At 65.9% G+C, this 26,200-nt stretch carries 22 protein-coding genes and 1 pseudogene; 8 read left to right on the top strand and 15 right to left on the bottom strand.

Annotation, left to right across the window (positions count from 1 at the left end; genetic code table 11):
* Positions 1-2 precede the first annotated feature (2 nt).
* From ACKAE7_RS01950 to ACKAE7_RS01965, 4 genes are all read left to right on the top strand, one after another.
* Positions 3-479, top strand: a complete 477-nt coding sequence (locus ACKAE7_RS01950) for a succinate dehydrogenase hydrophobic membrane anchor subunit (RefSeq protein WP_408978375.1) — start codon at positions 3-5, stop codon at positions 477-479.
* Positions 480-587: 108 nt separating this feature from the next.
* The gene (gene sdhA, locus ACKAE7_RS01955; RefSeq protein ID WP_188809173.1) at positions 588-2,387 is read left to right on the top strand and encodes a succinate dehydrogenase flavoprotein subunit; all 1,800 of its coding nucleotides are present in this window, start codon (positions 588-590) and stop codon (positions 2,385-2,387) included.
* Position 2,388: 1 nt separating this feature from the next.
* Positions 2,389-3,171, top strand: coding sequence for a succinate dehydrogenase iron-sulfur subunit (locus ACKAE7_RS01960; RefSeq protein ID WP_066274343.1), 783 nt, complete (start codon positions 2,389-2,391; stop codon positions 3,169-3,171).
* Positions 3,172-3,326: 155 nt separating this feature from the next.
* A complete protein-coding gene (locus ACKAE7_RS01965; RefSeq protein WP_408978376.1) occupies positions 3,327-4,097 on the top strand; it encodes an alpha/beta hydrolase family protein in 771 nt (256 codons plus the stop codon).
* A 38-nt stretch (positions 4,098-4,135) separates the two neighbouring features.
* Here the strand turns inward: ACKAE7_RS01965 and ACKAE7_RS01970 are convergent.
* Positions 4,136-5,047 (bottom strand): annotated as a pseudogene (locus tag ACKAE7_RS01970) (ABC transporter substrate-binding protein); the annotation flags it as partial.
* Positions 5,048-5,373: 326 nt separating this feature from the next.
* Here ACKAE7_RS01970 and ACKAE7_RS01975 point away from each other — a divergent pair.
* A complete protein-coding gene (locus ACKAE7_RS01975) occupies positions 5,374-7,485 on the top strand; it encodes a hypothetical protein (RefSeq protein WP_408978400.1) in 2,112 nt (703 codons plus the stop codon).
* Positions 7,486-7,550: 65 nt separating this feature from the next.
* Here ACKAE7_RS01975 and ACKAE7_RS01980 read toward each other — a convergent pair whose 3' ends face one another.
* The 11 genes from ACKAE7_RS01980 to glyA form a co-directional block, all read right to left on the bottom strand.
* Complete coding sequence (locus ACKAE7_RS01980) at positions 7,551-8,579, bottom strand: YihY/virulence factor BrkB family protein (protein WP_408978377.1); 1,029 nt, start codon at positions 8,577-8,579, stop codon at positions 7,551-7,553.
* A 94-nt stretch (positions 8,580-8,673) separates the two neighbouring features.
* Complete coding sequence (locus tag ACKAE7_RS01985) at positions 8,674-9,393, bottom strand: 2'-5' RNA ligase family protein (protein WP_408978378.1); 720 nt, start codon at positions 9,391-9,393, stop codon at positions 8,674-8,676.
* Positions 9,394-9,397: 4 nt separating this feature from the next.
* Entirely contained in the window at positions 9,398-10,441 is a 1,044-nt protein-coding gene (trpS, locus tag ACKAE7_RS01990) for a tryptophan--tRNA ligase (protein WP_104185416.1), read from the bottom strand.
* Between the two features lie 21 nt (positions 10,442-10,462).
* Positions 10,463-11,296, bottom strand: coding sequence for an exodeoxyribonuclease III (locus tag ACKAE7_RS01995; protein ID WP_408978379.1), 834 nt, complete (start codon positions 11,294-11,296; stop codon positions 10,463-10,465).
* Positions 11,297-11,306: 10 nt separating this feature from the next.
* Positions 11,307-11,867: a hypothetical protein gene (locus ACKAE7_RS02000; protein ID WP_190610823.1), complete on the bottom strand. Its 561-nt coding sequence runs from the start codon at positions 11,865-11,867 to the stop codon at positions 11,307-11,309.
* A gap of 96 nt (positions 11,868-11,963) precedes the next feature.
* A complete protein-coding gene (locus ACKAE7_RS02005; protein ID WP_408978380.1) occupies positions 11,964-13,202 on the bottom strand; it encodes an IS110 family transposase in 1,239 nt (412 codons plus the stop codon).
* Between the two features lie 344 nt (positions 13,203-13,546).
* Positions 13,547-14,380: an ABC transporter permease gene (locus ACKAE7_RS02010; RefSeq protein ID WP_408978381.1), complete on the bottom strand. Its 834-nt coding sequence runs from the start codon at positions 14,378-14,380 to the stop codon at positions 13,547-13,549.
* Positions 14,377-15,222: an ABC transporter permease gene (locus ACKAE7_RS02015; protein WP_408978382.1), complete on the bottom strand. Its 846-nt coding sequence runs from the start codon at positions 15,220-15,222 to the stop codon at positions 14,377-14,379. The genes ACKAE7_RS02010 and ACKAE7_RS02015 overlap by 4 nt, the downstream gene beginning before the upstream one ends.
* On the bottom strand, positions 15,215-16,216 hold the full coding sequence (locus ACKAE7_RS02020) for an ABC transporter ATP-binding protein (protein WP_408978383.1): 1,002 nt from the start codon (positions 16,214-16,216) through the stop codon (positions 15,215-15,217). Before ACKAE7_RS02020 ends, ACKAE7_RS02015 begins: the two co-directional genes overlap by 8 nt.
* 140 nt (positions 16,217-16,356) lie before the next feature.
* The gene (locus ACKAE7_RS02025) at positions 16,357-17,280 is read right to left on the bottom strand and encodes a bifunctional methylenetetrahydrofolate dehydrogenase/methenyltetrahydrofolate cyclohydrolase (RefSeq protein ID WP_191034301.1); all 924 of its coding nucleotides are present in this window, start codon (positions 17,278-17,280) and stop codon (positions 16,357-16,359) included.
* A 3-nt stretch (positions 17,281-17,283) separates the two neighbouring features.
* Entirely contained in the window at positions 17,284-18,579 is a 1,296-nt protein-coding gene (gene glyA / locus ACKAE7_RS02030) for a serine hydroxymethyltransferase (RefSeq protein WP_104185421.1), read from the bottom strand.
* A 279-nt stretch (positions 18,580-18,858) separates the two neighbouring features.
* On the opposite strand from glyA, the gene purU reads away from it, so the two are divergent.
* Both purU and ACKAE7_RS02040 read left to right on the top strand, forming a co-directional pair.
* Positions 18,859-19,719, top strand: coding sequence for a formyltetrahydrofolate deformylase (gene purU / locus ACKAE7_RS02035; protein WP_191034302.1), 861 nt, complete (start codon positions 18,859-18,861; stop codon positions 19,717-19,719).
* A gap of 110 nt (positions 19,720-19,829) precedes the next feature.
* Positions 19,830-20,351 (top strand): gamma carbonic anhydrase family protein, encoded by a 522-nt coding sequence (locus tag ACKAE7_RS02040; protein ID WP_191034303.1) that lies wholly within the window; start codon positions 19,830-19,832, stop codon positions 20,349-20,351.
* Between the two features lie 24 nt (positions 20,352-20,375).
* Here ACKAE7_RS02040 and ACKAE7_RS02045 read toward each other — a convergent pair whose 3' ends face one another.
* Positions 20,376-22,109: a flavin monoamine oxidase family protein gene (locus ACKAE7_RS02045; protein ID WP_408978384.1), complete on the bottom strand. Its 1,734-nt coding sequence runs from the start codon at positions 22,107-22,109 to the stop codon at positions 20,376-20,378.
* Positions 22,106-23,653, bottom strand: coding sequence for an APC family permease (locus tag ACKAE7_RS02050; protein WP_408978385.1), 1,548 nt, complete (start codon positions 23,651-23,653; stop codon positions 22,106-22,108). The genes ACKAE7_RS02045 and ACKAE7_RS02050 overlap by 4 nt, the downstream gene beginning before the upstream one ends.
* A gap of 109 nt (positions 23,654-23,762) precedes the next feature.
* On the opposite strand from ACKAE7_RS02050, the gene ACKAE7_RS02055 reads away from it, so the two are divergent.
* Positions 23,763-25,370, top strand: a complete 1,608-nt coding sequence (locus ACKAE7_RS02055) for a PucR family transcriptional regulator (RefSeq protein WP_408978386.1) — start codon at positions 23,763-23,765, stop codon at positions 25,368-25,370.
* Here the strand turns inward: ACKAE7_RS02055 and ACKAE7_RS02060 are convergent.
* Positions 25,367-26,161, bottom strand: coding sequence for a nitrilase-related carbon-nitrogen hydrolase (locus ACKAE7_RS02060; RefSeq protein ID WP_408978387.1), 795 nt, complete (start codon positions 26,159-26,161; stop codon positions 25,367-25,369). The genes ACKAE7_RS02055 and ACKAE7_RS02060 overlap by 4 nt on opposite strands.
* Positions 26,162-26,200: the final 39 nt, after the last annotated feature.

Consider the following 26,200-nt stretch of genomic DNA (forward strand, 5'->3'; position numbering starts at 1 on the left):
CCATGAGTGCAACCATCGAAAACCCACGCAGTGGACAAAACAGCAGTGGGCGGATCGCACCCGAGTACCGCCGCCACGGCGGCAGCAAGGGCAACTTCGAGATGATCGCATGGCTCTTCATGCGCCTCTCCGGTGTGGTCCTGGTGGTGCTCATCTTCGGGCACCTCTTCGTGAACCTCCTGGTAGGTGAAGGCATCAAGGCCATCGACTTCGGCTTTGTGGCCGGCAAGTGGGCCGATCCGTTCTGGCAGTTCTGGGACCTTGCAATGCTGTGGCTGGCCATGCTCCACGGAACCAACGGTGTGCGCACCATCATCAACGACTACGCTGAAAAGGACTCAACCCGCCGCTGGCTGAAGACGGTCCTCTACGCGGCCACCGCCGTCATCATCGTCCTGGGCACCCTGGTGATCTTCACCTTCGATCCCTGCCCCGTCGTTGACGGTGTGCCCCTGCCTGGCGGTTTCTGCCCTGCCTAGCACCGGCACCACCTCGGGCCCGCGGGCATCTCCGCGGGCCCTGTTTTGCGGAGCAGGCAACGCCCGCCCGTTGTTTTATAGCGAATTTTGAGAGAAAGAGCGTCTGGTATGCAGGTCCATAAGTACGACGTCGTCATCGTCGGTGCCGGTGGCGCTGGCATGCGCGCCGCGATCGAATCCGGTCAGCGCGCGCGCACAGCAGTACTGACCAAGCTCTACCCCACCCGCTCGCACACAGGTGCCGCGCAGGGTGGCATGTGTGCAGCACTCGCCAACGTCGAGGAAGACAACTGGGAGTGGCACACGTTCGACACCGTCAAGGGCGGCGACTACCTGGTTGACCAGGACGCCGCGGAGGTCATGGCAAAGGAAGCCATCGACGCCGTGCTGGACCTCGAGAAGATGGGCCTGCCGTTCAACCGCACGCCCGAGGGCCGGATTGACCAGCGCCGCTTCGGCGGACACACCCGCGACCACGGCAAGGCCCCCGTGCGCCGTGCCTGCTACGCCGCGGACCGCACCGGCCACATGATCCTGCAGACCCTGTACCAGAACTGCGTCAAGCACAACGTCGAGTTCTACAACGAGTACTACGTCCTGGACCTGCTGACGGTTGAGGAGGATGCTGTCCGCGAGGACGGCACGACCTACAAGCAGAAGCGTGTTGCCGGCGTCGTGTCCTACGACCTCGCCTCCGGGGAACTGCACGTCTTCCAGGCCAAGTCCGTGGTGTTCGCCTCCGGCGGCGCAGGCAAGGTCTTCAAGACCACTTCCAATGCCCACACCCTCACCGGTGACGGCATGGGCATCGCCTTCCGCCGCGGAATCCCCCTGGAGGACATGGAATTCTTCCAGTTCCACCCGACAGGCCTCGCGGGCCTCGGCATCCTGCTGTCCGAAGCTGCCCGTGGCGAGGGTGCCATCCTCCGCAACTCGGAGGGTGAGCGCTTCATGGAACGCTACGCCCCCACCATCAAGGACCTGGCGCCCCGCGACATCGTTGCCCGTTCCATGGCCAACGAGGTCCGTGAAGGCCGCGGCTGCGGCCCCAACAAGGACTACGTCCTCCTGGACCTGACGCACCTGGAGCCGGCGCACATCGATGCCAAGCTGCCGGACATCACCGAGTTCGCCCGCACCTACCTCGGCGTCGAGCCGTACACGGAGCCGGTTCCCGTGTTCCCGACTGCCCACTACGCCATGGGCGGCATCCCCACCAACATCACCACCGAGGTCCTCCAGGACAACGACACCGTGGTTCCCGGACTGTATGCAGCCGGCGAAGTGGCCTGCGTATCGGTGCACGGCTCAAACCGCCTGGGCACCAACTCGCTGCTGGACATCAACGTGTTCGGCAAGCGCGCCGGCATCGCGGCGGCCGAGTACGCCAAGACGGCCGACTTCGTGGAACTGCCGGAGAACCCGCTGGCCTACACCACCGAACTGCTGGACATTGCCCGCAACGGCACCGGCGACGAAAAGGTGGCCGTGATCCGCAAGGAACTCCAGGACACCATGGACGCCAACATGCAGGTGTTCCGCACGGCGGAAACCCTGAACCAGGTCCTGCGCGACATCGCCTCCTTCGAGGAGCGGTACAGGCGGATCAACGTCCAGGACAAGGGCAAGCGCTTCAACCTTGACCTGCTCGAAGCCGTTGAGCTCGGCTTCCTGCTGGAACTGGCCAAGGTGATGACCGTTGCAGCCCTCTACCGTGAGGAATCCCGCGGCGGACACTTCCGTGAGGATTTCCCGGACCGCAACGACGAAAAATTCATGAAGCATTCCATGGCGTACAAGGATGACCACGCGCCGGCAGACGGATCGGCAGAGTCAATCGCCGGCATCCGCCTGGCCACCAAACCGGTCGTCTTTACCCGCTACGAGCCGATGGTGAGGAAGTACTAAGATGTCAGCTGAACTTGCTGAGCCAGCCTCAAAGATTGAACTGCCTGCCGGCGTCGGCGGTGGCGGCGAGATCCCCACGTTCGATGTGCACCTGCGCGTCCGCCGGTACAACCCGGAGGTTTCCGAGGAAGCCACCTGGGACGACTTCCACCTGACCATGTACGGCACGGACCGCGTCCTGGATGCCCTGCACAAGGTCAAGTGGGAAACGGACGGCACCCTCTCCTTCCGCCGGTCCTGTGCGCACGGCGTCTGTGGCTCCGATGCCATGCGCATCAACGGCCGCAACCGCCTCGCCTGCAAGACCCTGCTGAAGGACCTGGACACGTCCAAGCCCATCACGGTCGAGCCGATCAAGGGCCTTCCGGTGGAGAAGGACCTGATCGTGGACATGGAACCGTTCTTCCAGTCGTTCCGCGAGGTCATGCCCTTCCTGGTCAACAAGGGCCACGAGCCCACCCGGGAGCGCCTGCAGTCCGCCGAGGATCGTGAGCGTTTCGATGACACCACCAAGTGCATCCTCTGCGCCGCGTGCACGTCGTCCTGCCCGGTGTTCTGGACCGACGGCCAGTACTTCGGTCCTGCCGCGATCGTCAACGCCCACCGCTTTATCTTCGACTCGCGTGATGACGCCGGCGACATGCGCCTGGAGATCCTCAACGACAAGGAAGGCGTGTGGCGCTGCCGCACCACCTTCAACTGCTCCGAAGCATGCCCGCGCGGCATCCAGGTGACCCAGGCCATCGCCGAGGTCAAGCAGGCAATTCTCTCCCGCAAGATCTGACCACACGGATCCAGCGGACGACGGCGCCCCTCCCCACTGCGGGGATGCGGCGCCGTCGTTGTTTCTCCCCACCCGCCCCCTGACCTCGCAGGCTCGGCCAGGGAACCCGGCGGGCGTGGGCCCACAGCCATTTGTACCAAACGAAAGGGGACGCCGTGTCCCGCTCCGAAAAAGTCACCTTCGAAGGCTCCACCGGCGAAACGCTGTCCGGCATCATCGATATCCCGGAAGGGCCGGTCAAGGGCTGGGGCGTTTTTTCGCACGGCTTCACGCTCGGCAAGGACAGCCCCTCCGCCTCGCGGATGTGCAAGGCGCTGGCGGACAGTGGCGTGGGCATGCTGAGGTTCGACAACCTGGGCCTGGGCGGATCCGCCGGTGAGTGGTCCGCGGGATCGTTCAGCCACAAGGTGGCGGACACCGTCAAGGCTGCTGAGTTCATGCGCGCCGAGGGGAAGCAGATTTCCCTGCTCGTAGGCCATTCTTTCGGCGGCGCGGCCGTCCTGGCTGCGGCGCGGGAGATCCCGGAGCTCGACGCCGTAGCTACCGTTGGCGCCCCCTTCTCGCCGAAGCACGTGGCACACGTCTTTGACGCAGCCGTGGACAAGATCCTGAGTGAGGGCAGCGCCGAGGTGGACCTTGGCGGGAAGCGGGTGGAGATCCGCAAGCACTTCGTGGAAGACCTGGAGAACGCGGACCTGACGGATTGCATCAAGCAGCTGCAGAAGCCGCTGATGGTGCTCCACTCCCCCACGGACAACACCGTGGGGATCGAGAATGCCAGCACCATCTTCCAGACAGCCCGCCACCCCAGGAACTTCGTCTCCCTCGAGGGAAGCGACCACCTCCTCACCGGAAAGGGCCAGGCGGCGCGGGCTGCCCGGATCATCTCCGCCTGGGCCGACCAGTACCTCGACGCCGGGCAGTAATCGGTTGCTGGGTGCCGCCTCCTACCCGGCTCCGGCGCCTACTTGCCGATTGCGGCATTGCTTTCGCTGATCCACTGCTCGGCAGCCTTCTCGGGCGAGAGCCGCTTGAAGAGGACGTCGGTGTTCATGCGGGCGGTGATCTCGGAGACTGCCGTTGATCCGGTGGGTCCGATGTAGGTAGGGGCGAAGTCCATTTTGCCGATCTGGTCGATGTACCCCGCCTCCACCTTCCCCTGCGGCGTCAACAGGTCCTGAATGGCGGTGCGCATGCCGGAATTGCTGGGGACGCCACGGTCGCTCTGGATGATCTTGGCGGCGGACTCGTCGTTGACCAGGAAGTCCACAAGCTTTGCCGCAGCCTCGGTGTGCTTGCTGCGGGCCGAGATGGTGTAGAACTGCGATGACTGGAGCCAGATGCCCGCGGTGGGCGTTTCGCCGGGGAGTTTGAGCAGCTTCAGGTCGGCGCCGGAAGCCTTGCTGAGCGCGGACAGCGAATTGCTCCAGGTGAGCATCATGCCCGCCTGGCCCATGCCCATCAGGGTCTGTTCGGTGCTGACGTTCAACTTCTCCACCGTTTCGGACGCATTTGGTGCCGCCCCGGACTCGCTCAATTTCAACGAGTAGTCGAAGTAGTCCTGCACAGTGTCCTTGCCCAGGCCCAGCTGGCCGTCCTGTGTGTAGAGCGATTCACCGCGCTGGCGGGCAAAGGCATCCAGCGAATCGTGGGTGAGGACGGTGGCCGTTCCGTAGGTCCCCTTGGGGCTCTTGGCCGTCACGTCCGCGGCGGTCTTCGCGAAGTCGTCCCAGTCCCACGTGCTGTCATCCGGAAGCGGCACCCCGGCTGCGGCGAATACAGCGGGATTGATAACGATGGCGAGGGCGTTGGCGCCGGTGGAAACCCCGTATTGCGTGACCTGGACCTGGCCGTTTTCCAGGGCTCCCGGGTCCATTGTGGCTCACCAGACTTACCGCAGCGATGACTGCAACTGATTTACGCAATGACCGGAAAAGGCTACGCTCCATTGGGTATGCTTCCTTCTGGCATCAGAAAACGGTTTCGTGAAACGTATCAAGATGCTGCCGAAGCGTCAACGCCAGGAAGACGGACACAGTGAGCAACCCCAACAGCACCTCCCGGCCTGCGGCACCGTCCCCGGGGTTACCCCCAAGCGGCCCCATTGACAGGAACGCACTCGTGCGGCGCCACAACGTCCGCCAGCAGGCCCTTGACCCGCGGAGCCCTGTGTCCGTAGGCAACGGTGGATTCGCCTTCACGATGGACCTCACCGGCCTCCAGTCACTCCCTGGCTCCTATCCTGTGGGGGCAAGGGACGAACTGCCGCCGGGAACACTCCTTGGCACGCAGGCCCAGTGGGGATGGCACGCCACACCGCCCGCCCAGGCCTATGAACTCTCAGGCTCCACGGTCCTCTATGACTCACCACGTGGACCTGTGCCCTACGTGGACATGGTGGGCGACATCGTCAACGACCGCGAAACCGGCACATCCCTCGCCGAAACGTGGTTGCGGGCCAACCCGCACCGCCTGGATCTGGGACGCATCGGCTTCAGGCTGGTGGATGCAGGACGAGACCGTGCCCTTTCCGAAGGGGACCTCACCGACGCCGAGCAGACGCTCGACCTGTGGACGGGGACAGTCGTGAGCCGCTTCACGCTGGCCGGCCACCAGGTGACGGTCATGACGGCGTGCCACCCCGAACGCGACGAGCTCGGCATTCGCGTGGAGTCCCCGGGCCTCCAGGACCGCCTGGCCATCACCATCGACTTCCCCTACGGCTCGGAGGCATGGCACGACGCCGCGGACTGGACCAGCCCGGACTCCCATACCACCACACTCGGGGAACCGGCCGCCTCTGGACTGCATGCCGGATCCACCTCCTGGACCGCCCACCGTGAACTGGATGAATCCCGCTACCAGGTTGTGATCAGTGGACGCGACCTCGCCGTGCTGCAGACCGGGCAGCACCGTCTCCGGATATGCCCCAACCCGGGCGGCAGCAGGGGCCACGGCGTGATGGACCTGGCTGTTGCTTTCGTCTCCGCCGGGGACGGGGACTGTGTCCCCCGCGGTGAAACCGGTGCTACCTTGGCCGCAGCCAAGCCGGTCGCGGGCACGCCAGCCGGGCCCGCCGTCGTGCTTTCCGGCACGTCCGGCCCTGCAGCGGGCAGCAGCGTGGCAGCGGCCTCGGAGGCGTACTGGCCCGGCTTCTGGCAGTCCGGCGGCGCCATCGAGCTTGCAGCGACGGACGACCCCCGGGCGAAGGAGCTGGAACGCAGGATCGTCCTCTCGCAGTACCTGACGGCCATCAACTGCTCCGGGTCCCTGCCTCCCCAGGAAACCGGGCTGGTGTGCAACTCCTGGCGGGGGCGCTTCCACCTGGAAATGCACTGGTGGCACGCCGCCCACTTCGCCCACTGGAACCGTGTGGAACACCTGCTCCCGTCGCTGCGCTGGTACTGCACCGTGATGGAGGCATCGCGGCAGACCGCCAAGGCTCAGGGTTTCGACGGCGTCCGCTGGCCCAAGCAGGTAGGTCCGGACGGGAGGGAGAGCCCCAGCCCCATCGGCACCTTCCTGGTCTGGCAGCAGCCGCATCCCATCCACCTGGCGGAGCTTGCCTACCGCACCAATCCCAGCCGGGAGGTGCTCGAGGAGTTTGCGGAGATCGTGTTCGAATCCGCCGCGTTCATGGCAAGCTTCGCGCACCCGACGCCGCGGGGATTTGAGCTTGGTCCGCCCCTGATTCCCGCGCAGGAGAGCTACGGCTCCATCCGGGCGTCCGTCACCAATCCCACCTTCGAATTGGCCTACTGGCAGTGGGCCCTGCGGGTTGCAGCTGCCTGGCGGGACCGGTTGGGGCTTGAGCCCGTTCCGGCGTGGCAGGAGGTGGCCAGCCACCTGGTGAAGCCACGGGTACTGGACGGCGTCTACGCGGCCATTGACGTGGACCCCTTCACCATCCGGACGGACCACCCCTCGATGCTGTGCGCACTGGGCGTCCTGCCCGAAACCGACCTGATCGACAAGGACACCATGCGGGCAACGCTCGCCAGCGTCCTTGCCGACTGGGATTGGGACAGCACCTGGGGTTGGGACTATCCAGTGATGGCCATGACCGCCGCGCGCCTTGAGGACCCGGAAGCCGCCGTCAACGCCCTCCTGCTGGACGCCGGGAAGAATACAGTGCTGCCCAACGGGCACAACCGCCAGACCGATTCGCTGCCGCTGTACCTCCCCGGCAACGGCGGACTGCTTGCCGCTGCCGCGCTGATGGCAGCGGGCTGGGACGGCGGACCGGACCGGCATGCCCCCGGATTTCCCGCCGGCTGGACCGTGGCCTGGGAAGGACTGGTGGCTGCACCGTAGCAACATCCCGGCGGTCAGGCAGCAATTCCTGGCGCGGGGCTTGAGGCGGCGCGGGGCCGTTCGGGTCAGCGCTGCCGCGTGCGCCCGTTGCCCCGGCGCCGGGCAGCTGCGGCACGGGCCGGGCTCTGCATGCCAGCCTCCGCTTGTGCCGGCACTTTGCCCGGCTGTACCGGCACTTTTCCCGGCTGGACCTGCCGGGCGCCCCAGGTTCCCTTCTCGTGGCCGGAGGATGAGATGCCGTGGTCAGCCTCGCGGACCGCGGACCAGCCTGCGGAAACGAGGTACACCTGGCTCACCAGGTTGAACCAGATCAACAGTCCGATGATGATGGCGAATGGTGCCAGGAGGGGGTTGCGGCCGGCACCGGCGAGAAGCTCGGTGCTGAAGATCTGAAGGACCGTGGTGCCCAACGCCGCCAGGATGGTGCCTTCCAGCAGTGCGCGGCGCGAGAGCTTCAAGTTCGCTGCGAGCCGGAACATGACGAGCGCGGTCACCCAGTTCAAAACGAGGGGCACGCCAATTTTGATGGAGGTGCTCAGCGGGACGGCCAGTGCGTCGTCGAGCCGCAGGAAGTCCGCGACCCATCCCGCGGCCGTGCCAAAGACGAGGGACGCGCCGGCACTGATGACCAGGGCCACGCCCAGCAGCAGCAGGGTTCCGGCGTCGCGCAGTTTCAGGAGGATGGGGTTGACCAGTGACGGGGGCAGCTCCATCACGCCGCGGAGCCCGTCCCGCAGGCTCGCAATCCACCGCAGCGACGTATAGACGGTAACGGCTGCCGCGATGGCCGCCGTCCAGCCCAGTCCGTCCGGATTCAGAAGGTCCTGCGGGTCAACCAATCCCTCACTGCCGTTGACTTTCAAGAGACCCGGGGCGCTCTGGGCCACGCTGCCGATAATGGTCTCCAGCAGTACGGGCTGCCCCCTCAGGACCAGCCCGGCAATGGAAAAGCCAGTGGCGAGGAGGCCGGTGATCGAGAAGAACATATTGAACCCGATGCCTGCACTCATCAGCGGGCCGTGCTGGAGGCTGTAGTGCCGGAAGGCACGCATGGGGCGGAAAGCGTTCAGGCGCGCAAGCAGCCACTGTGACATGGCCAGTAAGCCGGCCACGGGTCCACCGCCAGCCCTGCGGGCCCTGTTCCATTCCATCCGTTTTTGGATGGCGGCCAGCTTCAGGTGGGCCTGGTCAGTGGGAAGCGGTTGCTGTCCCGCCTGTTTCGGCTGTGCCCGGGGCGGAATCCGCGGGTCTGGTGCCGTCGTCGTCAGTTTGGGTCCCAAAGTCCAGCTCTTCCCGTAGCTGCCAGATGCCGTTGGCATCGTGCTCGTAAAGTCCCATGCTAACCACGGGGAAGGTGGCCCTGTAGTTCCTCAGCACCGTTTCGGCTTCATCAAGGTTTTCCGGCGCCACATCGTGCGCGATGGTGACGTGCGGGTGGTACGCAAACGGCAGCTCACGGTGGAGGGGGCCTTGCTGGAGCTTTTCGTGGAGTTCAACGCAGTCCTCGAACCCGTCCTCCACATTGATGAAGACCACCGGGGAAACAGGGCGGAACGTCCCCGTGCCTGCGATGGTGACCTCGAACGGGCTTTGCTGGCGGGCCACCTCGCGGACATGCTCCAGCGTGCCCTCCCAGTCCCGAGTCGTGGTGGTGGTGACCAACGTGATGTGGGCCGGCACTACGTCCGCCAGGGGATCGCCGAAGGACGCCCGCCAGCGCTGCAGCTCTTCGGCAATGTCGGCCGGGAACCCCAGGATGACGCCAACGCTGATGTCTTCCGGCCGGGACACGGGGCTGGCTGCCGCAGCACGGTGATCCGCAGGGTCTGCGTGGGAACCGCCGGGGGTCCCCGCCACCCGGCGGGTGGCACGGGCAGCTTCCCTTGCCGCGACTTTGCTGGACGACATGGCGCTAACGGACTCCGGCGAGGCTGAGGGACGGAAGGAAGCCCATGCGCTCGTACACCTGCGCGAGGGTGGCCGAGGCGATCTCGCGGGCGCGCTCGGCGCCGTGTGCGAGCAGCCTGTCCAGCTCCGCAGGATCAGACATTAGCTCATTGGTGCGGTTCCGCAACGGCGTAACGAACTCAACCATCACCTCAGCAAGATCCACCTTGAGGTGGCCGTACATTTTGCCCTGGTATTCGGCTTCGAGCTCAGGGATGGTTTTGCCCGTCAGGGACGAGTAGATGGTCAGCAGGTTTGAGATGCCCGGCTTTTCTTCAGCGTCGAAGCGGATGTCGGTTCCGGCGTCGGTCACTGCCGACTTGATGCGCTTGGCCGCGACCTTCGGGTCCTCCAGTAGCTGGATGGCTCCGTTGGGCGACTCCCCCGTCTTGGACATCTTGGCGCTGGGGTTCTGAAGGTCGTAGATCTTGGCGCTTTCCTTGACGATGGTCGCCTCGGGAACAGTGAACGTGTGGCCAAACCGGGTGTTGAAGCGCTGGGCCAGGTTGCGGGTGAGCTCCAGGTGCTGGCGCTGGTCCTCTCCCACGGGCACCAGGTCGGTCTGGTACAGCAGGATGTCCGCGGCCATCAGGGTGGGGTAGGCGAACAGGCCCAGGGTGGCGGCGTCGGCGCCGGACTTCTGGGTCTTGTCCTTGAACTGGGTCATCCGCGAGGCTTCGCCGAATCCGGTGATGCAGTTCAGTGCCCAGGCGAGCTGCGCGTGCTCCGGCACATGGGACTGGACAAAGAAGATGCTCTTGTCCGGGTCGATGCCAGCGGCGATGTACTGGGCGGCCACAATCCGGGTGCGCTTGGCCAGTTCAGCGGGATCGAAGTCCACCGTGATGGCGTGCAGGTCCGGAATGAAGAAGACGGCGTCGTACTCCGCCTGCATGTCAACCCAGTTGCGGACGGCGCCGATGTAGTTGCCCAGGTGCAGGGAGTCGGCTGTGGGCTTGGCGCCGGAGAGGATGCGCTTCTTGGTTGCCGGGGAGATCTGGCTAGTCATGGGGGAGGAAACCTTCGGGGCTCAGAGCTGGTAATCCACTACCAGCGGGGCGTGGTCGGAGAAGCGGGTGTCCCACGAGGGTGCCCGGTCAACAACGGCCGAGATGGCGGCCGCCGCAAGGGCCGGGGTGGCCAGGTGGTAATCGATGCGCCAGCCGGTGTCGTTGTCGAACGCCTTCCCGCGCTGGGACCACCACGTGTAGGGACCGTCCACCGGGCCGGCCAGGTTGCGGTGGACGTCCTGCCAGCCGATTTCCTCGCCGAAGAACCGGTCAAAGTAGGCGCGTTCCTCCGGCAGGTGGCCCGCCTTCTTGAGGTTGGCCTTCGAGTTGCGGATGTCCAGCGGTGTGTGGGCAACGTTGAGGTCACCCACCACCAGGGCGTGGTCGCTGTGTTTGGTCAGTTCCGGCAGCCTTGTGGTCATGACATCCAGGAACCGGAACTTGTCATCCTGCTTGGGCGTGCCCACCTCACCGGAGTGGACATAGGCACTGGCAACAGTGAGCTGGACCGGGTGTCCGGCGGTATCTGCGAAACGGAAATCGGCTTCCACCCAGCGTCCGGCCGTGGCAAAGTAATCGTCGCCAATGCCGTTACGGGTCGCCAGGGGTTCCTCCCGCGAAGCGATTGCGACGCCGGCGCGGCCTTTTGCTTCAGCCTCGGCGTGCAGGATGTGCCACCCTTCGCCCAGCAGCTGCCGGACGATCGCGTCAGGGGCGCGGACTTCCTGCAGGCAGAGGATGTCCACTCCGCGCGGCTCCAGCCACGCCGCCATTCCGTTTTTGTAGGCAGCCCGGAGGCCGTTGACATTAACGGACGCGATGCGAAGGTGGTCCTTCTTCAATGCCGAGATCACCCGCCCCACTCTAGTCGATGATGGTTCCGGTGACCGGCTCTCCATTGCCGCCGGAGGACTTGATCATGTCCCGTGCATTGGTGGCTGTGATCTCAATGGTTTCCAGGGCCCGGTTGATGGTGTCCTGGTTGGCAGCGGCGCCCTTGGCGCGCTCCTCTTCCACCACGCGGATCTGCACCTGGACGATCTTGAACGAGTGGTCCAGCTTAAGGTCACGGACCTCGTCCGCCTGGCTGCGCTCGGCGACCACCCGGGTTCCGCCCTGGTCGGCAGAGGCGTACGGGCCCCGCCCTGCAGCGGTGCTGAAGGCGTTCTGGGCTTCCGTCAGCTTGGCTCCTGCCTTCTTGGCAGCCTTCTGGATGCTGAAGACAACAAAGCAGGCGAGGGCCAGCCAGAAGGCGGCGATGATGGCAACAACCCAGCCCACGACGTCGTTTTGGTTGGCCGCGAAGATGACGGCCACAACGAAGGCGGTGACGAGGACCATCAGTCCCGGCCCGCTGATGCGGAACATAGAGAATCCGCCCCTGGCGGGTTTGGAGGATGACTTGGAACTGCCCAGAGATTGCATGCACCCATTCTCTCAAATGCCGGAGTATGCTCCCGCCGCCTTCCACCCGCGGCGAACAAAACCCATCCATCCCAACTAATACGAAAGTAGGGTGGGTCAGGCCGCTGTGACCGGGGTGATGGTGACGTCGTATCCGAGGCTGTTGAGTTGTTTGATGGCGTTGTTCTTCGCCCGGGATGGGTTGGTCCGGGTGTAGTAGTCGGCTCCTGGTTCTAAGTAGCATTCGCCGTTGGCGAGCATGTGCCAGGCCGCGGTCAGGATGGAATGCTCGACGGCGACGAGGGCTTTGTTGCGGCCGCTGCGGGCTGTGAGGCGGTGGTATTTGGCGGCGAGGTAGGTGTTCTTGGATTGGGCCGCTGACATGGCCGCGATCCCCAGTGCACCTTTGAGGTATTTGTTTCCGGGCATGATGTGTGCTGATTTGATCCGGCCGGCGGATTCGTTGGCGCCGGGACACACTCCGGTCCACGATGCGAGCCGGCCGGGGGTTTCAAAGACGGCCATGTCCGCACCGGTTTCGGCGATGATCACTTCGGCGACTCGTTGGGAGACTCCTGGGATGGTGGCCAGGGCATCCCTGGCGTCACGAAAGGGTTCCATCGCCTCCTCGATCCGTGCGGTGAGTGCCTGAATGGTCCGGGTGTGGGCGTCGATCTGGTCCAGGTGCAGCTTTGCCATGAACGCGTGGTGGGGTTTGAACCTGCCGGTGAGCGCGTCGACGAGGGCGGGGATTTTTGAGCGCATCGTTCCGCGGGCCATGCCGGCCAGGACGTTCGGGTTCCGTTCACCATTGATGAGGGCTTCGAGCATGTCCCGGGAGGAGACCCCTGTCAGGTCAGAGACCACCGAGGAGAGTTTGATCCCGGAGCTGTCCAGGAACTTCTCGAGCCGCTGGATCTCACGGGCCCGGTCGCGGGTGGCTATGGCGCGGGCGCGGGTGAGGTCCCGCAGTTCCCGGATCGGCTCCGGTGGCACGAACGAGGCCCGCAGCAGCCCGTGCGCGGCTAACTGGGCCAGCCAGACAGCGTCCGAAACATCGGTTTTCCGGCCCGGGATGTTCCGGGCAGCTTTGGCGTTCACGAGCATCACCGGCAGGGTTTCCTCGAGCAGATAGAAGAACGGTTTCCAGTAATCGCTGGTTGCTTCCATCACCACAACGGTGACGTGTTCGCGTTCCAGGAACTCCCGCAACTCCAGGATCGCCTGCGTGGTCGCGCCCCAGGTCGTGACCTTTGAGGTGTAAGTCCCGGCCCGGTCCCCGGGTATCCGCACGCACACCTTTGCATCGCGTTTGGAGATATCCATTCCCGCGGCGCGTTCATGAACAATGTCCATTCCAGTTTCCTCCAACACTGCTGAACGGTTATGACAGTGTCTGCCTCGGGGAGGACTGGGATTATTCAGGAATCTAATACCCGTGCTTAAGAGCAACAATCCACGGTTCCCGTGGGAGCCTCCACACCACGCTAAGTAACGGACTCAAGGCACCAAGTTGGGTCGGCGTTCACCGAGACGGACACCACCATGATCCGCCCGGCACACCTTCCCTGACCAGAGACCCGGAAGGCCGGAGGCATACTTTCCAGGCCCACGGCGCGCCAGCGGCGCTCATACGCTAGGTAGCGCTAAGTGTCGTTCTGGAGCCTCAAAACGACACTTAGCGCTACCCAGTTGGGGGGCTACTTCAGGAAGAGCTGCCGCAGCCGGACGGTCGTGAGCAGCATGCCGACGGCGGTCATCACCAGGTAGTAGCCGATGTGGATGGGGGTGGCAGCGGTAAAGGTGCCCACGCTGATCTGGCGCAGCAGCTCGACACCGTGCCAGAGCGGCATGGCCTGGATGAGCCACTGGACGGCCTGCGGGTAGACGCTCAGCGGGTAGAAGGTGGCGCTGAACAGGAACATGGGCAGCATTACGAAGTTGACCCAGTCCATTTGCTGGAAGGTCTTCAGGAAACTGGTGATCCCCATCCCGATACTGGCGAACCCGAACGCGATCAGCACGGAGGCAGGCACCATCAGGAGCGCCCAGGGTGTGGTGATCAAGCCCATAAGCCCCATCACCGCCGTGAAACCCGTGGCGTAGAGCAGGCCGCGAAGGAGCGCCAGGAAGATCTCCCCGAGGGCAACGTCCAGCGGCCCCAGCGAGGTATACAGCATGCCCTGGTACAGCTTCGCGAAATTCATTTTGAAGAACACGTTCCAGGTGGAGTCGTAAACCGCGCCGTTCATTGCCGAGACTGCCAGCAGGGCCGGGGCAATGTATGCGGCGTAGCTGATCTCCCCGCCGCCGGGGCCCTGGACGGAGCCCACGATTGCGCCGAGCCCCACCCCCATGGAGATGAGGAACAGGACCGGCTCGAAGAACCCGGAGAGCATCACCAGCCAGTTTGTGCTCCGGGTGGCCAGCAGGCCGCGCGAAATGACGGCCCTGGCGTTGCGCGAATACAGCGGCCCGAACGTCCTGCTGCGGGCCTGGTCCGGTGCGCTTTTCACTGGCAGGCCGGCGCTCATCGGCCCATCCTTGCCGCGAACTGCCGCCGGGTCAGGAACCAGCCCAGCACTGCAAGAGCCACGAGCACCACCGCGTGGAGGACGGTCAGCAACGGCGGCTGCTGGTACCCATAGCTGAAGACGCGTCCCAGTTCGGTGCCATGCCAGATGGGAGAGATCCAGCCCACCCAGCGCACCGCCAGCGGGAGGCTGTCCAGCGGAAAGAAGGTCCCGGAGAACAGGAAGAGCGGCATCACGATAAAACGCATCACCAGGGCGAACTGGCCCTTGTCCTCGGTGATGGAGGCCGAGTACGCCATCAGCGGAAGGCCAAAGGAAAGGCCAGCTAGCGTTGCCACCAGGATGCTGGCCCAGCCCCAGCCGCCCGGCGCGGCACCGAACAGGACAATAGCCGCGAAATAGACGGCGGACTGCAACAGGAGCCGCAGGGTCACCGCCATGATGTGGCCCGCAGCAATCTGCTGGGGAGTCAGAGGCGAGGCGTGCGGCCCGTAATAGGTACGGCGCCATTTGAACCCGTCCATCACGGGGAACGTGAACTCGTTGGTGGCCGTCATGACGGATGCGGAAACCAGCAGGGCCGGGGCCACGAAGGTCACGTAGCCCACTCCCCCGAAGGCCTCCGCCCCCTGCGCGTCTACAAGCGTAGCCAGGCCCACGCCCATGGCAAACAGGTACGCCACAGGGTGGCCCACGCTGTACATGATGATGGACCAGCCGTAGCCCTTCATCACCCGCAGCACCTGCTCGGCGTAGTAGAAAGCGCCCCACCGCCGTGCCCTGGCAGCCGCAATTTGCGGACTGTGGGCCCGCAACGCCTCCCTTGCCGTGCCCTCAGTCAACAAGGCTTCTGCCTGTCAGCCGCAGGAACACGTCCTCCAGCGAGGACCTCCGCACCAGGGACGTCAGCGGCCGCAGGCCGCGGGACGCCACCTGCTCAAGGGCGGACTCGCCGTCGTGCGCGTAAATCAGCACCCGGTCCGGCAGGACTTCCAGCCGCTCCCCGATGCCCTGCAGCTCCGAGGCGATGGTGGTGTTCCGCTCGGATCCGAACCGGAGCTCAACCACCTCGCGGGTGGAGTGCTCGCGGATCAGCTGCGCAGGCGATCCCTCAGCCATGATCCTGCCCTTGTCCACCACGACCAGCCGGTCGCAGAGCTGCTCGGCCTCGTCCATGTAGTGGGTTGTCAGGATGAGGGTGACGCCCTGTTCCTTGAGCCGGAACAGTCGGTCCCAGAGGATGTGCCGGGCCTGGGGGTCGAGCCCGGTAGTGGGTTCGTCCAGCAAGAGGATCCGGGGTTCGTTGATGAGCGAACGGGCAATGGTCAGCCGCCGCTTCATGCCGCCGGACAGCGCGTCCACCTTGGACTTTGCCTTGTCCGTCAGCTGGGCGAACTCCAGCAGCTCATCGGCTTTCGGCTTCAGGTAGCTCATGGGGAGGCCGAAGTACCGGCCGTAGACCAGGAGGTTGTCGCGGACCCGGAGTTCCTCGTCCAGGTTGTCCTGCTGCGGCACCACGCCCAGGTGCGCCCGTACCTCGGGCCCGTGCGAGTCGGGGTCCAGGCCCATGATGTGGAGAGCGCCGGAGGTGCGCCGGGTAACGCCGCCGATCATCTTCATGGTGGTGGACTTGCCGGCACCGTTGGGCCCCAACAGTCCGAAGGACTCCCCGGCGGGGACGCTGAACGAAATGCCGTCCACGGCGGCAACGTCGCCGTAGGTCTTGGTCAGGTTTTCTGCCGTGATGACGGTCGGGTGGGCATCGGTGGAAGGCTCATTGGCTGGCTGGACGGCGCCGGTTGCGCCGCCGGAGGACATGGTGGCTTTGTTGTGCACCCTCCGCAGACTAGTAGAGCCGGCAGTCAGGTGGAAGGGGACTTCCACTTCTGCGCTCTAGCTCTGCGCTTAAAGTACGACGGCGGTACCGCACCTTTGTTCAACAAGGTGCGGTACCGCCGTCGGGCGATGAAAAGGGGCTACCTGGCGGTGGCCGGGCCGCTTGCCTGCGCCGCTTGGCGTTCGGCGGCTTCCACCACGTTGGTCATCAGCAGCGCCACGGTCATGGGACCGACGCCTCCGGGGTTTGGCGAAATCCAGCCGGCAACCTCGGCAGCGGCGGGATCGATGTCGCCAAAGACCCTGCTCTTGCCCGTCTCGGGGTCGGTTTCGCGGGTGACGCCGACGTCAAGCAGGGCCGCACCAGGTTTCACGTCCGCGGCCTTAACGATGTGCTTGACGCCCGCGGCGCCCACAATCACGTCAGCCTGCCGGAGCAGTTCCGAAAGGTTCCTGGTGCCGGTGTGGGTCAGGGTCACGGTGGCATTCACAGCCCGCCGGGTGAGCAGCAGTCCGATCGAGCGGCCGATCGTGACGCCGCGGCCCACCACCACCACGTGCTTGCCGTCGAGGCTGAAGCCGTTGCGCTCCAGGAGCTCGATGACGCCGCGGGGTGTGCACGGCAGCGGCGAGGTGATCTCCCCGTTGACGTTCAGCACCAGCCGGCCAAGGTTGGTGGGGTGCAGACCGTCCGCGTCCTTGGCGGGGTCGATGCGCTCAAGGATGGCGTCGGTGTCCAGGTGCTTCGGCAGCGGCAGCTGCACGATGTACCCGTGGCAGGCGGGGTCCGCATTGAGCTCGTCAATAAGGGCCTCAACCTGTGCCTGGGTGGCGTCCGCCGGCAGCTCCCGCTGGATCGAATTCATCCCGATCTGCTCGGACTGCTTGTGCTTCATGGACACGTACAGCTGCGAAGCGGGGTCTGCACCCACGAGCACGGTTGCAATGCCGGGAGTGACACCCTTGGCCTTGAGCGCGGCCACGCGTTCGGTCAGTTCGGACTTGATGGCTGCAGCTGCTGCCTTGCCGTCCAGGATCCGTGCGGTCTTGGTCATCTCAGTCATGGATCACCACTGCTCGTGCTGCGGGTACAGCGGGAAGTCGGCGGCGAGCTTGTCCACGCGGGCCTGCAGGGACTCCACGTCCGCGCTGTTGCCGGCCTTCAGCGCGGTGGCGATGATCTCCGCCACCTCGGTGAACTCGGCCGCGCCGAAGCCGCGGGTGGCCAGCGCCGGGGTGCCGATGCGCAGGCCGGAGGTGACCATCGGCGGGCGGGGGTCGAACGGAACGGCGTTGCGGTTCACGGTGATACCCACCGAGTGCAGGAGATCCTCGGCCTGCTGGCCGTCCAGCTGCGAGTTGCGCAGGTCAACGAGGACCAGGTGGACGTCCGTGCCGCCGGTGAGGACGGAGACGCCGGCTTCGGCAACATCGGCCTGGTTGAGGCGGTCGGCGATGATCTTCGCACCCTCCAGGACGCGCTCCTGGCGCTCCTTGAACTCTTCGGTGCCGGCGATCTTGAAGGCCACGGCCTTGGCGGCGATGACGTGCATGAGCGGGCCGCCCTGCTGGCCCGGGAAGACGTTGGAGTTCAGCTTCTTGGCCCACTCCTGCTTGGCCAGGATCACGCCGGAACGGGGGCCGGCGAGGGTCTTGTGCACGGTGGAGGTGACGACGTCGGAGTGCGGCACCGGGCTGGGGTGCAGGCCGGCGGCAACCAGGCCGGCGAAATGCGCCATGTCGGTCCAGAGCAGGGCGCCGACTTCGTCGGCGATCGAGCGGAAGGCAGCAAAGTCCAGGTGGCGCGGGTAGGCGGACCAGCCGGCGATGATGACCTGCGGCTTTTCGGCGATGGCCTGCTCACGGAGCTTGTCCATGTCCACGCGGAAGTTGTCTTCCTCCACCTGGTAGGCAGCCACGTTGTAGAGCTTGCCGGAGAAGTTCAGCTTCATGCCGTGGGTCAGGTGGCCGCCGTGGGCCAGGGACAGGCCCAGGATCTTGTCGCCGGGGGTGATCATGGCGGAGAGTGCAGCGGCGTTGGCCTGGGCACCGGAGTGCGGCTGGACGTTGGCGTACTCGGCGCCGAAGAGGGCCTTGACCCTGTCGATGGCCAGCTGCTCTGCCACGTCAACGTATTCGCAGCCGCCGTAGTAGCGGCGGCCCGGGTAGCCCTCGGCGTACTTGTTGGTGAGGACGGAGCCCTGTGCTTCCATAACGGCGCGGGGGGCGAAGTTCTCGGAGGCAATCATTTCCAGGGTGCCGCGCTGGCGGCCGAGCTCCTGGTCAAGGACTGCTGCGATTTCGGGGTCAAGCTCGGCCAGCGGCTGGTTGCTGACGGCGGTGGTGGAGGTGGCTGTAGTCACGAAAGAACTCCTGGCTAGGCGTACGGGCACTGCTAAGGTCAGGCTACCGGCTGGCGCACCTTCACGCCGCACTGATGACAGCGCGTGGAAGCTGCGGGCATGGCGCTGCAGTTCTGACGCAGGTGCAGCCCCAAATCCGGCAAGACATGACCCTCGGCCCAGGCGTACGATCCGTGGTCTTCGTGATTGCCGCTCCCTGGTGGTTAAGCCACCCAACGCCAGTTGCGACCCTTCCAGCGTACCAAAACCGGGGGCTGCTGCGCGGGTAGGCTATGAGGCGTGAGTGAAGAGCAGCTGAAGCAAGCGTACGTAGTAACCCTGTCCTGCCCGGACCGCCCGGGAATCGTCCATGCGGTGGCCGGCGCCCTGCTGGTGGCGGGATGCAATATTACGGATTCGCAGCAGTACGGCAGCCCCGCCACCGGCAACTTCTTTATGCGGGTGGAGGTGACGACGGCGGCCCCCGCGTCAGGGCTCCGGGCAGCTTTGGAGCCGGTCACCGAAGCCTTTGGCATGCAGTGGAGCCTGAACGCGGTGGGACAGAAAGTCCGCACCCTGGTGATGGCCAGCACCTCCGCCCACTGCCTGAACGACCTGCTCTTCCAGCAGCGGTCCGGGACGCTCCCCATCGAGATACCGGCCATCGTCTCCAACCACCAGGACCTGGCCGGGCTGGCCGAGTTTTACGGCATCCCGTTCCATCACATCCCGGTCACCAAGGACACGAAGGTCCAGGCTGAGGACAAGCTCCGCACCATCATCGCAGAGCACGACATCGAGCTGACCGTCCTGGCCCGCTACATGCAGATCCTTTCCGACGAGCTCTGCACCGAACTCACCGGCAAGGCCATCAACATCCACCACTCGTTCCTGCCGTCCTTCAAGGGCGCCAAGCCGTACCACCAGGCCCACGCGCGCGGCGTGAAGCTGATCGGTGCCACAGCGCACTACGTGACGGCGGCACTGGACGAAGGCCCCATCATCGAGCAGGAAGTCATCCGCGTGGACCACGCCCGCACCCCGGAGCAGTTCGTCCAGATGGGCCGGGACGTGGAAGGCCGCACCCTGGTCCAGGCCGTCCAGTGGCACGCGGAGCACCGGGTGCTGCTGGACGGCAACCGGACCGTGGTCTTTAACTGACGCCCAATTTAACTCACACCCAACTGAGTAGCGCTAAGTGTCGTTTTGCGGCCCCAAAACGACACTTAGCGCTACTTAGATGGGAAGGGGCGATGTCCTAGGCTTGGCCCATGGCTCCTCTGTACCCATTCGCCGGGACCACCCCGGCCGTCCACGAATCCGTTTTTGTTGCCCCGACGGCCTCGATCATCGGCAACGCAACCCTCGCCCGGGACTCGAGCGCCTTCTACGGCGTCTCCGTCCGGGCCGATACCGCTGCCATCACTGTGGGTGAAGGCAGCAACCTGCAGGACAACGTGGTGCTGCACGCGGATCCCGGCTTCCCCTGCACGGTGGGCGAACGCGTCAGCGTGGGGCATGCCGCCGTCGTGCATGGCTGCACTGTGGAGGACGACTGCCTGATCGGGATGGGCGCCACCGTCCTCAACGGGGCGGTGATCGGCGCCGGCTCGCTGGTTGCGGCCGGCGCCGTGGTCCTGGAAGGCACGGTGGTGCCGCCCCGCTCGCTGGTGGCCGGAGTTCCGGGCAAGGTCCGCCGGGAACTTACCGAGGAGGAGTACGACGGCGTCCGGGCCAACGCCGCCCGCTACCGCGAGCTGGCCGCCGCCCACCGGGAGCTGCACGCCCCGTAGGGACAGGCCAGTCCAGGCCCGCTCCTAGTCCAGGTTTATCGGCCCGATGGCGTCCAGCAGTTCGCCCGGACCGGGGTTGCCCGGAGCGGAGGAACCGCCCAGGTGGTTCACCACGCCCCACACCGCGTTCAGCCCGGTGGTCACGGCGCCCTCCGCCCAGCCGGCAGTGAAGGAGACGTCGTCGCCGGCCAGGAAGATGCCCCGCTGCGATTCGGGCAGGGCATCCTGCTTGAAGTGCGTGAACAGCCGCTGCTGGTAGCGGTAGTGCCCCGGCAGGTTCGCCTTGAAGGCGCCCATAAAGTTGGGATCGGCCTCCCAGGACACCGTGATGGGCTGGCCCACGATGTGGCTGGCAATGTCCACTCCCGGGTAGATCTGTTCCAGGGAATGCAGCATCAGTTCCACCCGTTCGTCGGCGTCCAGGGCCAGCCACTTGAGCGCGTCGTCGTTCCAGGTGTAGGAGAGCAGGATGACGGCGGGCTGGTCCGGCCCGTTGTCCAGCAGGTAGGTGGCACGGTTGAGCCGGTCCGTGAGCGTCATGGAGAGCACCTCGTTCCCGGTGTCAGGATCGATGTCCTTCCAGAACGGCCGGTCCACCATCACGAAGGTCTTGGACGACTGCATGTAGTGCGAGCGCTCGATGGCGGTCCACAGCTCCGCGGGGAACAGCGCCTCCTCCGTGTGGATCCGGGTGGAGAGCAGCCAGGACTGGCACGTTGTGACCACTGCCGGATAGCTGGCCTCGCGCCCCCAGCGTTCGCGGATGCGCAGGTTGCCGTCCGGGTCGCGGCTGATCTTTCCCACCGCACCGCGGGGCGAACCGGAGTGCAGTGACGCCAGGGACGTTCCGTCGGGCCAGTGCACCATGCCCGACGGCGCGTGCCGCCAGAGTGCCTCGGGCAGCCGCTGCGCTCCCCCACTGATGAGCCGGTGCTGGTCATCGGCGTCCGTGTACACCACGCGGAGGATCTCCAGGATCGAGTTCGGGAAGTCCGTATCCCAGCCGCCCGTGCCGAAGCCCACCTGGCCGAAGGCCTCGCGGTGCGCAAACCCGGCCTTCTTAAAGGAGTCGCTGGCCGCGATGAAGCCGTAGAAGGTCTGCTCGTCCATCAGGGGCAGCAGTTCGTTCCACAGTTCCTTGATCCGGGCGGTATCCCTGGACCGGATGGCGTCCTGCATCTCGACAAATTTTGCGCCGTCATTCACAGCGGCTTTCCAAGCGTCCGCCACTTCCCGGAAGAACGGCGGGAGATCCCCCGGCTCTTCCGCATAGTACTTCTTGCCCGCCAGTTCGATCACGGTGCTGGACGTGGCCGGGGACAGCGGGTTGGGAAACTCCTGGGTGTCCAGTCCCAGCAGGTCGATGTAGTGGTAGAACGCCTTGCCGGACACGGGGAACCTCATGCCGCCAAGGTCGGCCACCACTCCGGGCGCCGCGGGGAACGCCGCCGTGCGGAGGCGTCCGCCGATCTGGTCCGCCTCATAGACCACCGGCCGCAGGCCCAGCTTCATGAGTTCGTACGCCGTGACCAGGCCGGAGAGCCCTGCTCCGATGACCGCCACTTCCGTTCCCAGCAGTTCGGCCGGCACGGATCCCAGCCCGTCCGGGTGGGCCAGGTAATGGTCGTAGCTGAACGGAAAATCCGGGTTCAGCATGGTGATGGGACCGGCTGCGGCGCCGCCTGCGGTGGAAGGAACAGCCGGGCCTGCGGAGGTGCTGGACGGGTCGGATGCCGGCAGTTCGGTGGCGATGGTCATGAGATTTCTGCCTTCGTCGTTTCGGGGGCTTGTGTGGTTGGAAGTTGGGGACCGGACAGCTCACGGTATTCCTCATTGCTCATGGCAGCCACCCTGGAGTTCCGGCGTCCGTAGCCGAAGTAGGCGGCCATGCCCACCAGCATCCAGACGGCGAACACCACCCAGGTGTCAGCGCCGAGGTTGGCCATCAGGTAGGCGCACATCGCGGCCCCCAGAATGGGCGTGAGCGGGAAGAGCGGCACCCGGAAGGTCCGCTCCAGCTCCGGCCGGGTGCGGCGCAGGTAGATAACGGCCACGTTGACCAGGGCGAACGCGAACAGGGTGCCAATGCTGGTGGCATCGGCGAGGGCGCCGAGGGGCACCAGCCCGGCGGTGAGCGCGACGGCGGTTCCCACCAGGAGCGTGCCTGCCACCGGAGTGCCGGTGCGGCGGGAAACACGGCCGAAGATCTTGGGGATGAGGCCGTCGCGGGACATCGACATCAGGATACGCGTCTGCCCGTAGAGGACAATCAGCACGATGCTCGCAATCGCCAGCACTGCTGCGGCAGCGAAAACCAGCACAATCCACGGCTGGCCGGTGATTTCTTCGAGAATCCGGACCAGCGCGGCATCGGTTCCATCGAACCAGCCCCAAGGGCGGGCGCCGATCGCCGCTACTGCCACCAGGACGTAAATGGTGGTGACGATCAGCATGGACAGCATGATGGCACGCGGCAGGTCCCGCTTGGGATTGCGGGCTTCCTCGCCGGCCGTGGAGGCGGCGTCGAAGCCGATGTACGAAAAGAAGACGGTGGAGGCGGCTGCCGAGACGCCGGCGGCACCCATCGGCAGCAAGGGCTCGAAGTTGCCCGCGTTGAAGGCGGTGAACGCCACGGCGCAGAAGAAGAGGAGGATGCCCACCTTGATGACGACGATCGTGGTGTTGATCCAGGCGCTCTCCTTCGCTCCGCGGACCAGGAGGATGGTGGCCAGCACCACGATCACCATAGCCGGTATGTTGACCACGCCGCCGGCGCCGGGGGGCTGTGACACCGCGTCCGGGAGAACGGAACCGAACACCGCCAGGGTCTCATTGACATACTGTCCCGCGCCCACCGCGACGGCGGCCACAGAGACGGCGTACTCCAGCACCAAGCACCAGCCGCAGACCCAGGCCATGCCTTCGCCCATGGTGGCGTAGGTGTAGGAGTAGCTTGAGCCGGCCGCAGGGACCATGCCGGCCATCTCCGCATAGGAAACGGCGGACAGCAGGGCAGCAAGGCCGGCGATGGCGAAGGAGATCCAGATGGCCGGGCCGGCAAGTGGAACGGACTCCCCCAGGATCACCAGGATTCCAGTGCCCAGTGTGGCGCCCACGGAGATCATGGTCAGCTGAAGGACACCGAAACTCCGGACCAGGCGGGGGCCGCCGCCGTTGTTTTCGGCCTCGCTGACCATCTGGGCGATCGGCTTGCGGCGCAAAAGTTGCGTGCCCAGGGCGGGACGGGCCGGGATTCCGCCTGGGGCGCCCGTTGCCGGGCCGGTAAGTGTAGGCACAGTCATCGTTGACGTCCGTTCATGTCGTTGGCTGGTTGGTCTGGTTTTCCCCTCACCCAGCGTAGGTGTGTGAGCGGCATCTCACAGTGTGCAGAATGACCTATAGTGTTCATCCATGAGACGCAATGCACCAGTCAAGGATGGCGCCCAGGATCAGCTCGACGCCGTCACGCTGGGGCAGTTCCTCGGAGCGCTTCCTCCGGAAGTTTCGGTGGTGAACGACGCCGGCGCCGCCGAGGTCCCCCTGCGCTGGGTGGAGCCCAGCGAGCTGGAGGACCCCACCCCCTACCTGATGGACGGCGAATTCGTCCTGACGGCCGGCCTGCCCTTCCGCGGCGGCGGCAGCAGCGCGGCGAAGGCGGACGAGTACGTCCGGCGGCTCGTGGCGGCCGGGGTCGCGGCCCTGGGCTTCGGCCTGGAACCGTATTACAACGCCGTACCGGACCACCTGGCGGAGGCCTGCAGCCGGCACGGGCTCACGCTGGTGGAGGTTCCGGCCAGCGTTCCCTTCGCTGCGCTGGGGCTCGAGTTTTCCAAGCTTCTCGAATCCGGCAACGCACGGGTTTTCAGGCAACTGGCGGAGACCAACCGCCACCTGATGCGGGCGGTCCTCTCCGCCCGCCCGGAACATGAACTGCTGGCGGCGCTGATCCAGCGCGTTCCCGTGTGGGCTGTGCTGGTAGGCACGGACGGAAGGGTACGCGCGCGGGCGGGCGCCGCCGCCGGACTTTCCCAGCTCCAGCCGCTGCTGAAGAAGCTCCTCGGCGGCAGCGGCCCGCGCGTGGAAACGGAAACCCTGGAAGCAGCCGGAGGGCCGGTGCTGGTGTTCGGCCACCCGCTGCGAAGCACCCGGGACGCCACCCTTGGAAGCCTGGTGCTTGGGACGGAGAGGCCCCTCACCCCGGCCCAGAACAACGTGGTTTCGTCGGTGGTGGGACTGCTGGAGCTGCTGGTCCGGCAGCGGACCAGCGGCTCCCTGGCCCCCAGCCAGCTGGCCACGGCCGTGCTGCTGCACCCGGAGAGCCTGTCCGGGAGCAACAGCCGCGAGCTGAACAGCCTCCAGGACCTGCTGGCCCAGAGCGTTTCCGGAACCAGGCCAGGACCGGTCCGCGTGGTGCAGGGCGTGCGCGCGGAACCATCCACCGCCATGGCCGATGGCCCGGTCCGGGAGCTGCTCCAATGGCGCAGGCTCTTCGACACCAAGATGGTGGAGCTGACGGACTACGGTTTCGCGGCCGTGACCCGGCTCAAGGTGGATGAAACCCTTCTGGCAGAGGTGGAACAGCTGGGCTGGCGCCTGGTGGTGGGCGAACCCACCGAGCTGCCTGGGCTGGCCGCCGCCCACCGGCGCGCCAGCGCGCTGCGCCGACGCGTGGCCACCGCCCGCAAGAGCCTCCGGGAGGAGGAGCTGACGTGGTCGGTAACCGGCCTGCTGGGAAGTGATGCCGGCGCCCTGCTGGCCGCACGGCTCCTGGCGCCGGTGCTGGAGCTGGACGCCGAGCGAAGGGCGTCGCAACTCCGTGTGCTCCGGTCCTGGCTGGGCGCGCACGGGAGCTGGGATGCCACCGCCAAGGACCTGGGACTGCACCGGAACAGCGTCCGCCGCCAGATCAACGGCGTGGCAGAGCTGCTGGGCATGGATCTTGGGCAGGCCCAGGCCCGGGCCGAGCTGTGGATTGCGCTGCAGTACGTGGATGGCGCCGGGCCGGCGGACCCTGCCTAGAGGCCCCACAGTCGGTAGAGGTCCGGGCGGCGTTCTGCCAGGTACGGCACATTCTGCCGCTCACGGGCGGCGGCGCCCGGGTCCACCTCCGCGTAGAGAAGCTGCGGTTCCCCGCCCGCCCCGGCCAGCAATCCGCCGTCGGGCCCGGCAACAACGCTGCCGCCCAGGAACCTGCAGCCATCCTCTTCCCCGGAGTGGTTCGCGTAGGCAATAGTCACCTGGCTCTCCAGCGCCCGCGCCCGCAGCAGGACCTGGGGCACGTCGTCGAAGCCGTGCGCCAGGGCGGTGGGGACCAGCAGCAGCTCCGCGCCCGCGACGGCTGCGGCGCGGACGGACTCCGGAAACTCGACGTCGTAACAGATCACCAGGGAGGTGGGGATGCCGTTGAAGTCCACGACGGCGGGCGCCTCCCGGGCGGGGCTGAACGCCGCCCGCTCGTCATCGCCGAACAGGTGCACCTTGCCATAACTGAGCAGGGTGGCGCCGCTGGCGTCCAGGAGGGTTGCGCTGATCTGCCAGTCACCCTGCCCGGTAACCCGCGGGAGGCTGTAGACCAGCCCGATGCCATTACTGCGCGCAATGCCCGCCATCCGCTCCTGGAGTTCCGGCAGCAGGGAAGGATCCAGGCCGGAACGCACCCTGCGGGGAGCATAGCCCACGGGAAAAAGCTCGGGCGTCACCAGGACGGCCGCCCCGCGGGCTGCCGCGGTCCGGGCAGCAGCGTCGATTGCGCGGCAATTCGCCTCCACGTCAAGGACCACAGAGTTTTCCTGCAGGAGTGCCAGCAGCACTGCTACCACCTTCCTTCGTTGGAGCGGCCACGGAACAGG

It is taken from the genome of Pseudarthrobacter sp. NKDBFgelt (genome assembly GCF_046097905.1).
GTDB classification, from domain to species: Bacteria; Actinomycetota; Actinomycetes; order Actinomycetales; family Micrococcaceae; genus Arthrobacter; species Arthrobacter polychromogenes.

Bases quoted from the DNA above. Each gene is read 5' to 3' on its own strand.
- ACKAE7_RS01950 (WP_408978375.1), top strand. From the start codon at position 3: ATGAGTGCAACCATCGAAAACCCACGCAGTGGACAAAACAGCAGTGGG.
- sdhA (WP_188809173.1), top strand. From the start codon at position 588: ATGCAGGTCCATAAGTACGACGTCGTCATCGTCGGTGCCGGTGGCGCT.
- ACKAE7_RS01960 (WP_066274343.1), top strand. From the start codon at position 2,389: ATGTCAGCTGAACTTGCTGAGCCAGCCTCAAAGATTGAACTGCCTGCC.
- ACKAE7_RS01975 (WP_408978400.1), top strand. From the start codon at position 5,374: ATGGACCTCACCGGCCTCCAGTCACTCCCTGGCTCCTATCCTGTGGGG.
- ACKAE7_RS01980 (WP_408978377.1), bottom strand. From the start codon at position 8,579: ATGTCACAGTGGCTGCTTGCGCGCCTGAACGCTTTCCGCCCCATGCGT.
- ACKAE7_RS01985 (WP_408978378.1), bottom strand. From the start codon at position 9,393: ATGTCGTCCAGCAAAGTCGCGGCAAGGGAAGCTGCCCGTGCCACCCGC.
- trpS (WP_104185416.1), bottom strand. From the start codon at position 10,441: ATGACTAGCCAGATCTCCCCGGCAACCAAGAAGCGCATCCTCTCCGGC.
- ACKAE7_RS02000 (WP_190610823.1), bottom strand. From the start codon at position 11,867: ATGCAATCTCTGGGCAGTTCCAAGTCATCCTCCAAACCCGCCAGGGGC.
- ACKAE7_RS02005 (WP_408978380.1), bottom strand. From the start codon at position 13,202: ATGGACATTGTTCATGAACGCGCCGCGGGAATGGATATCTCCAAACGC.
- ACKAE7_RS02010 (WP_408978381.1), bottom strand. From the start codon at position 14,380: ATGAGCGCCGGCCTGCCAGTGAAAAGCGCACCGGACCAGGCCCGCAGC.
- ACKAE7_RS02025 (WP_191034301.1), bottom strand. From the start codon at position 17,280: ATGACTGAGATGACCAAGACCGCACGGATCCTGGACGGCAAGGCAGCA.
- ACKAE7_RS02040 (WP_191034303.1), top strand. From the start codon at position 19,830: ATGGCTCCTCTGTACCCATTCGCCGGGACCACCCCGGCCGTCCACGAA.
- ACKAE7_RS02045 (WP_408978384.1), bottom strand. From the start codon at position 22,109: ATGACCATCGCCACCGAACTGCCGGCATCCGACCCGTCCAGCACCTCC.
- ACKAE7_RS02050 (WP_408978385.1), bottom strand. From the start codon at position 23,653: ATGACTGTGCCTACACTTACCGGCCCGGCAACGGGCGCCCCAGGCGGA.
- ACKAE7_RS02055 (WP_408978386.1), top strand. From the start codon at position 23,763: ATGAGACGCAATGCACCAGTCAAGGATGGCGCCCAGGATCAGCTCGAC.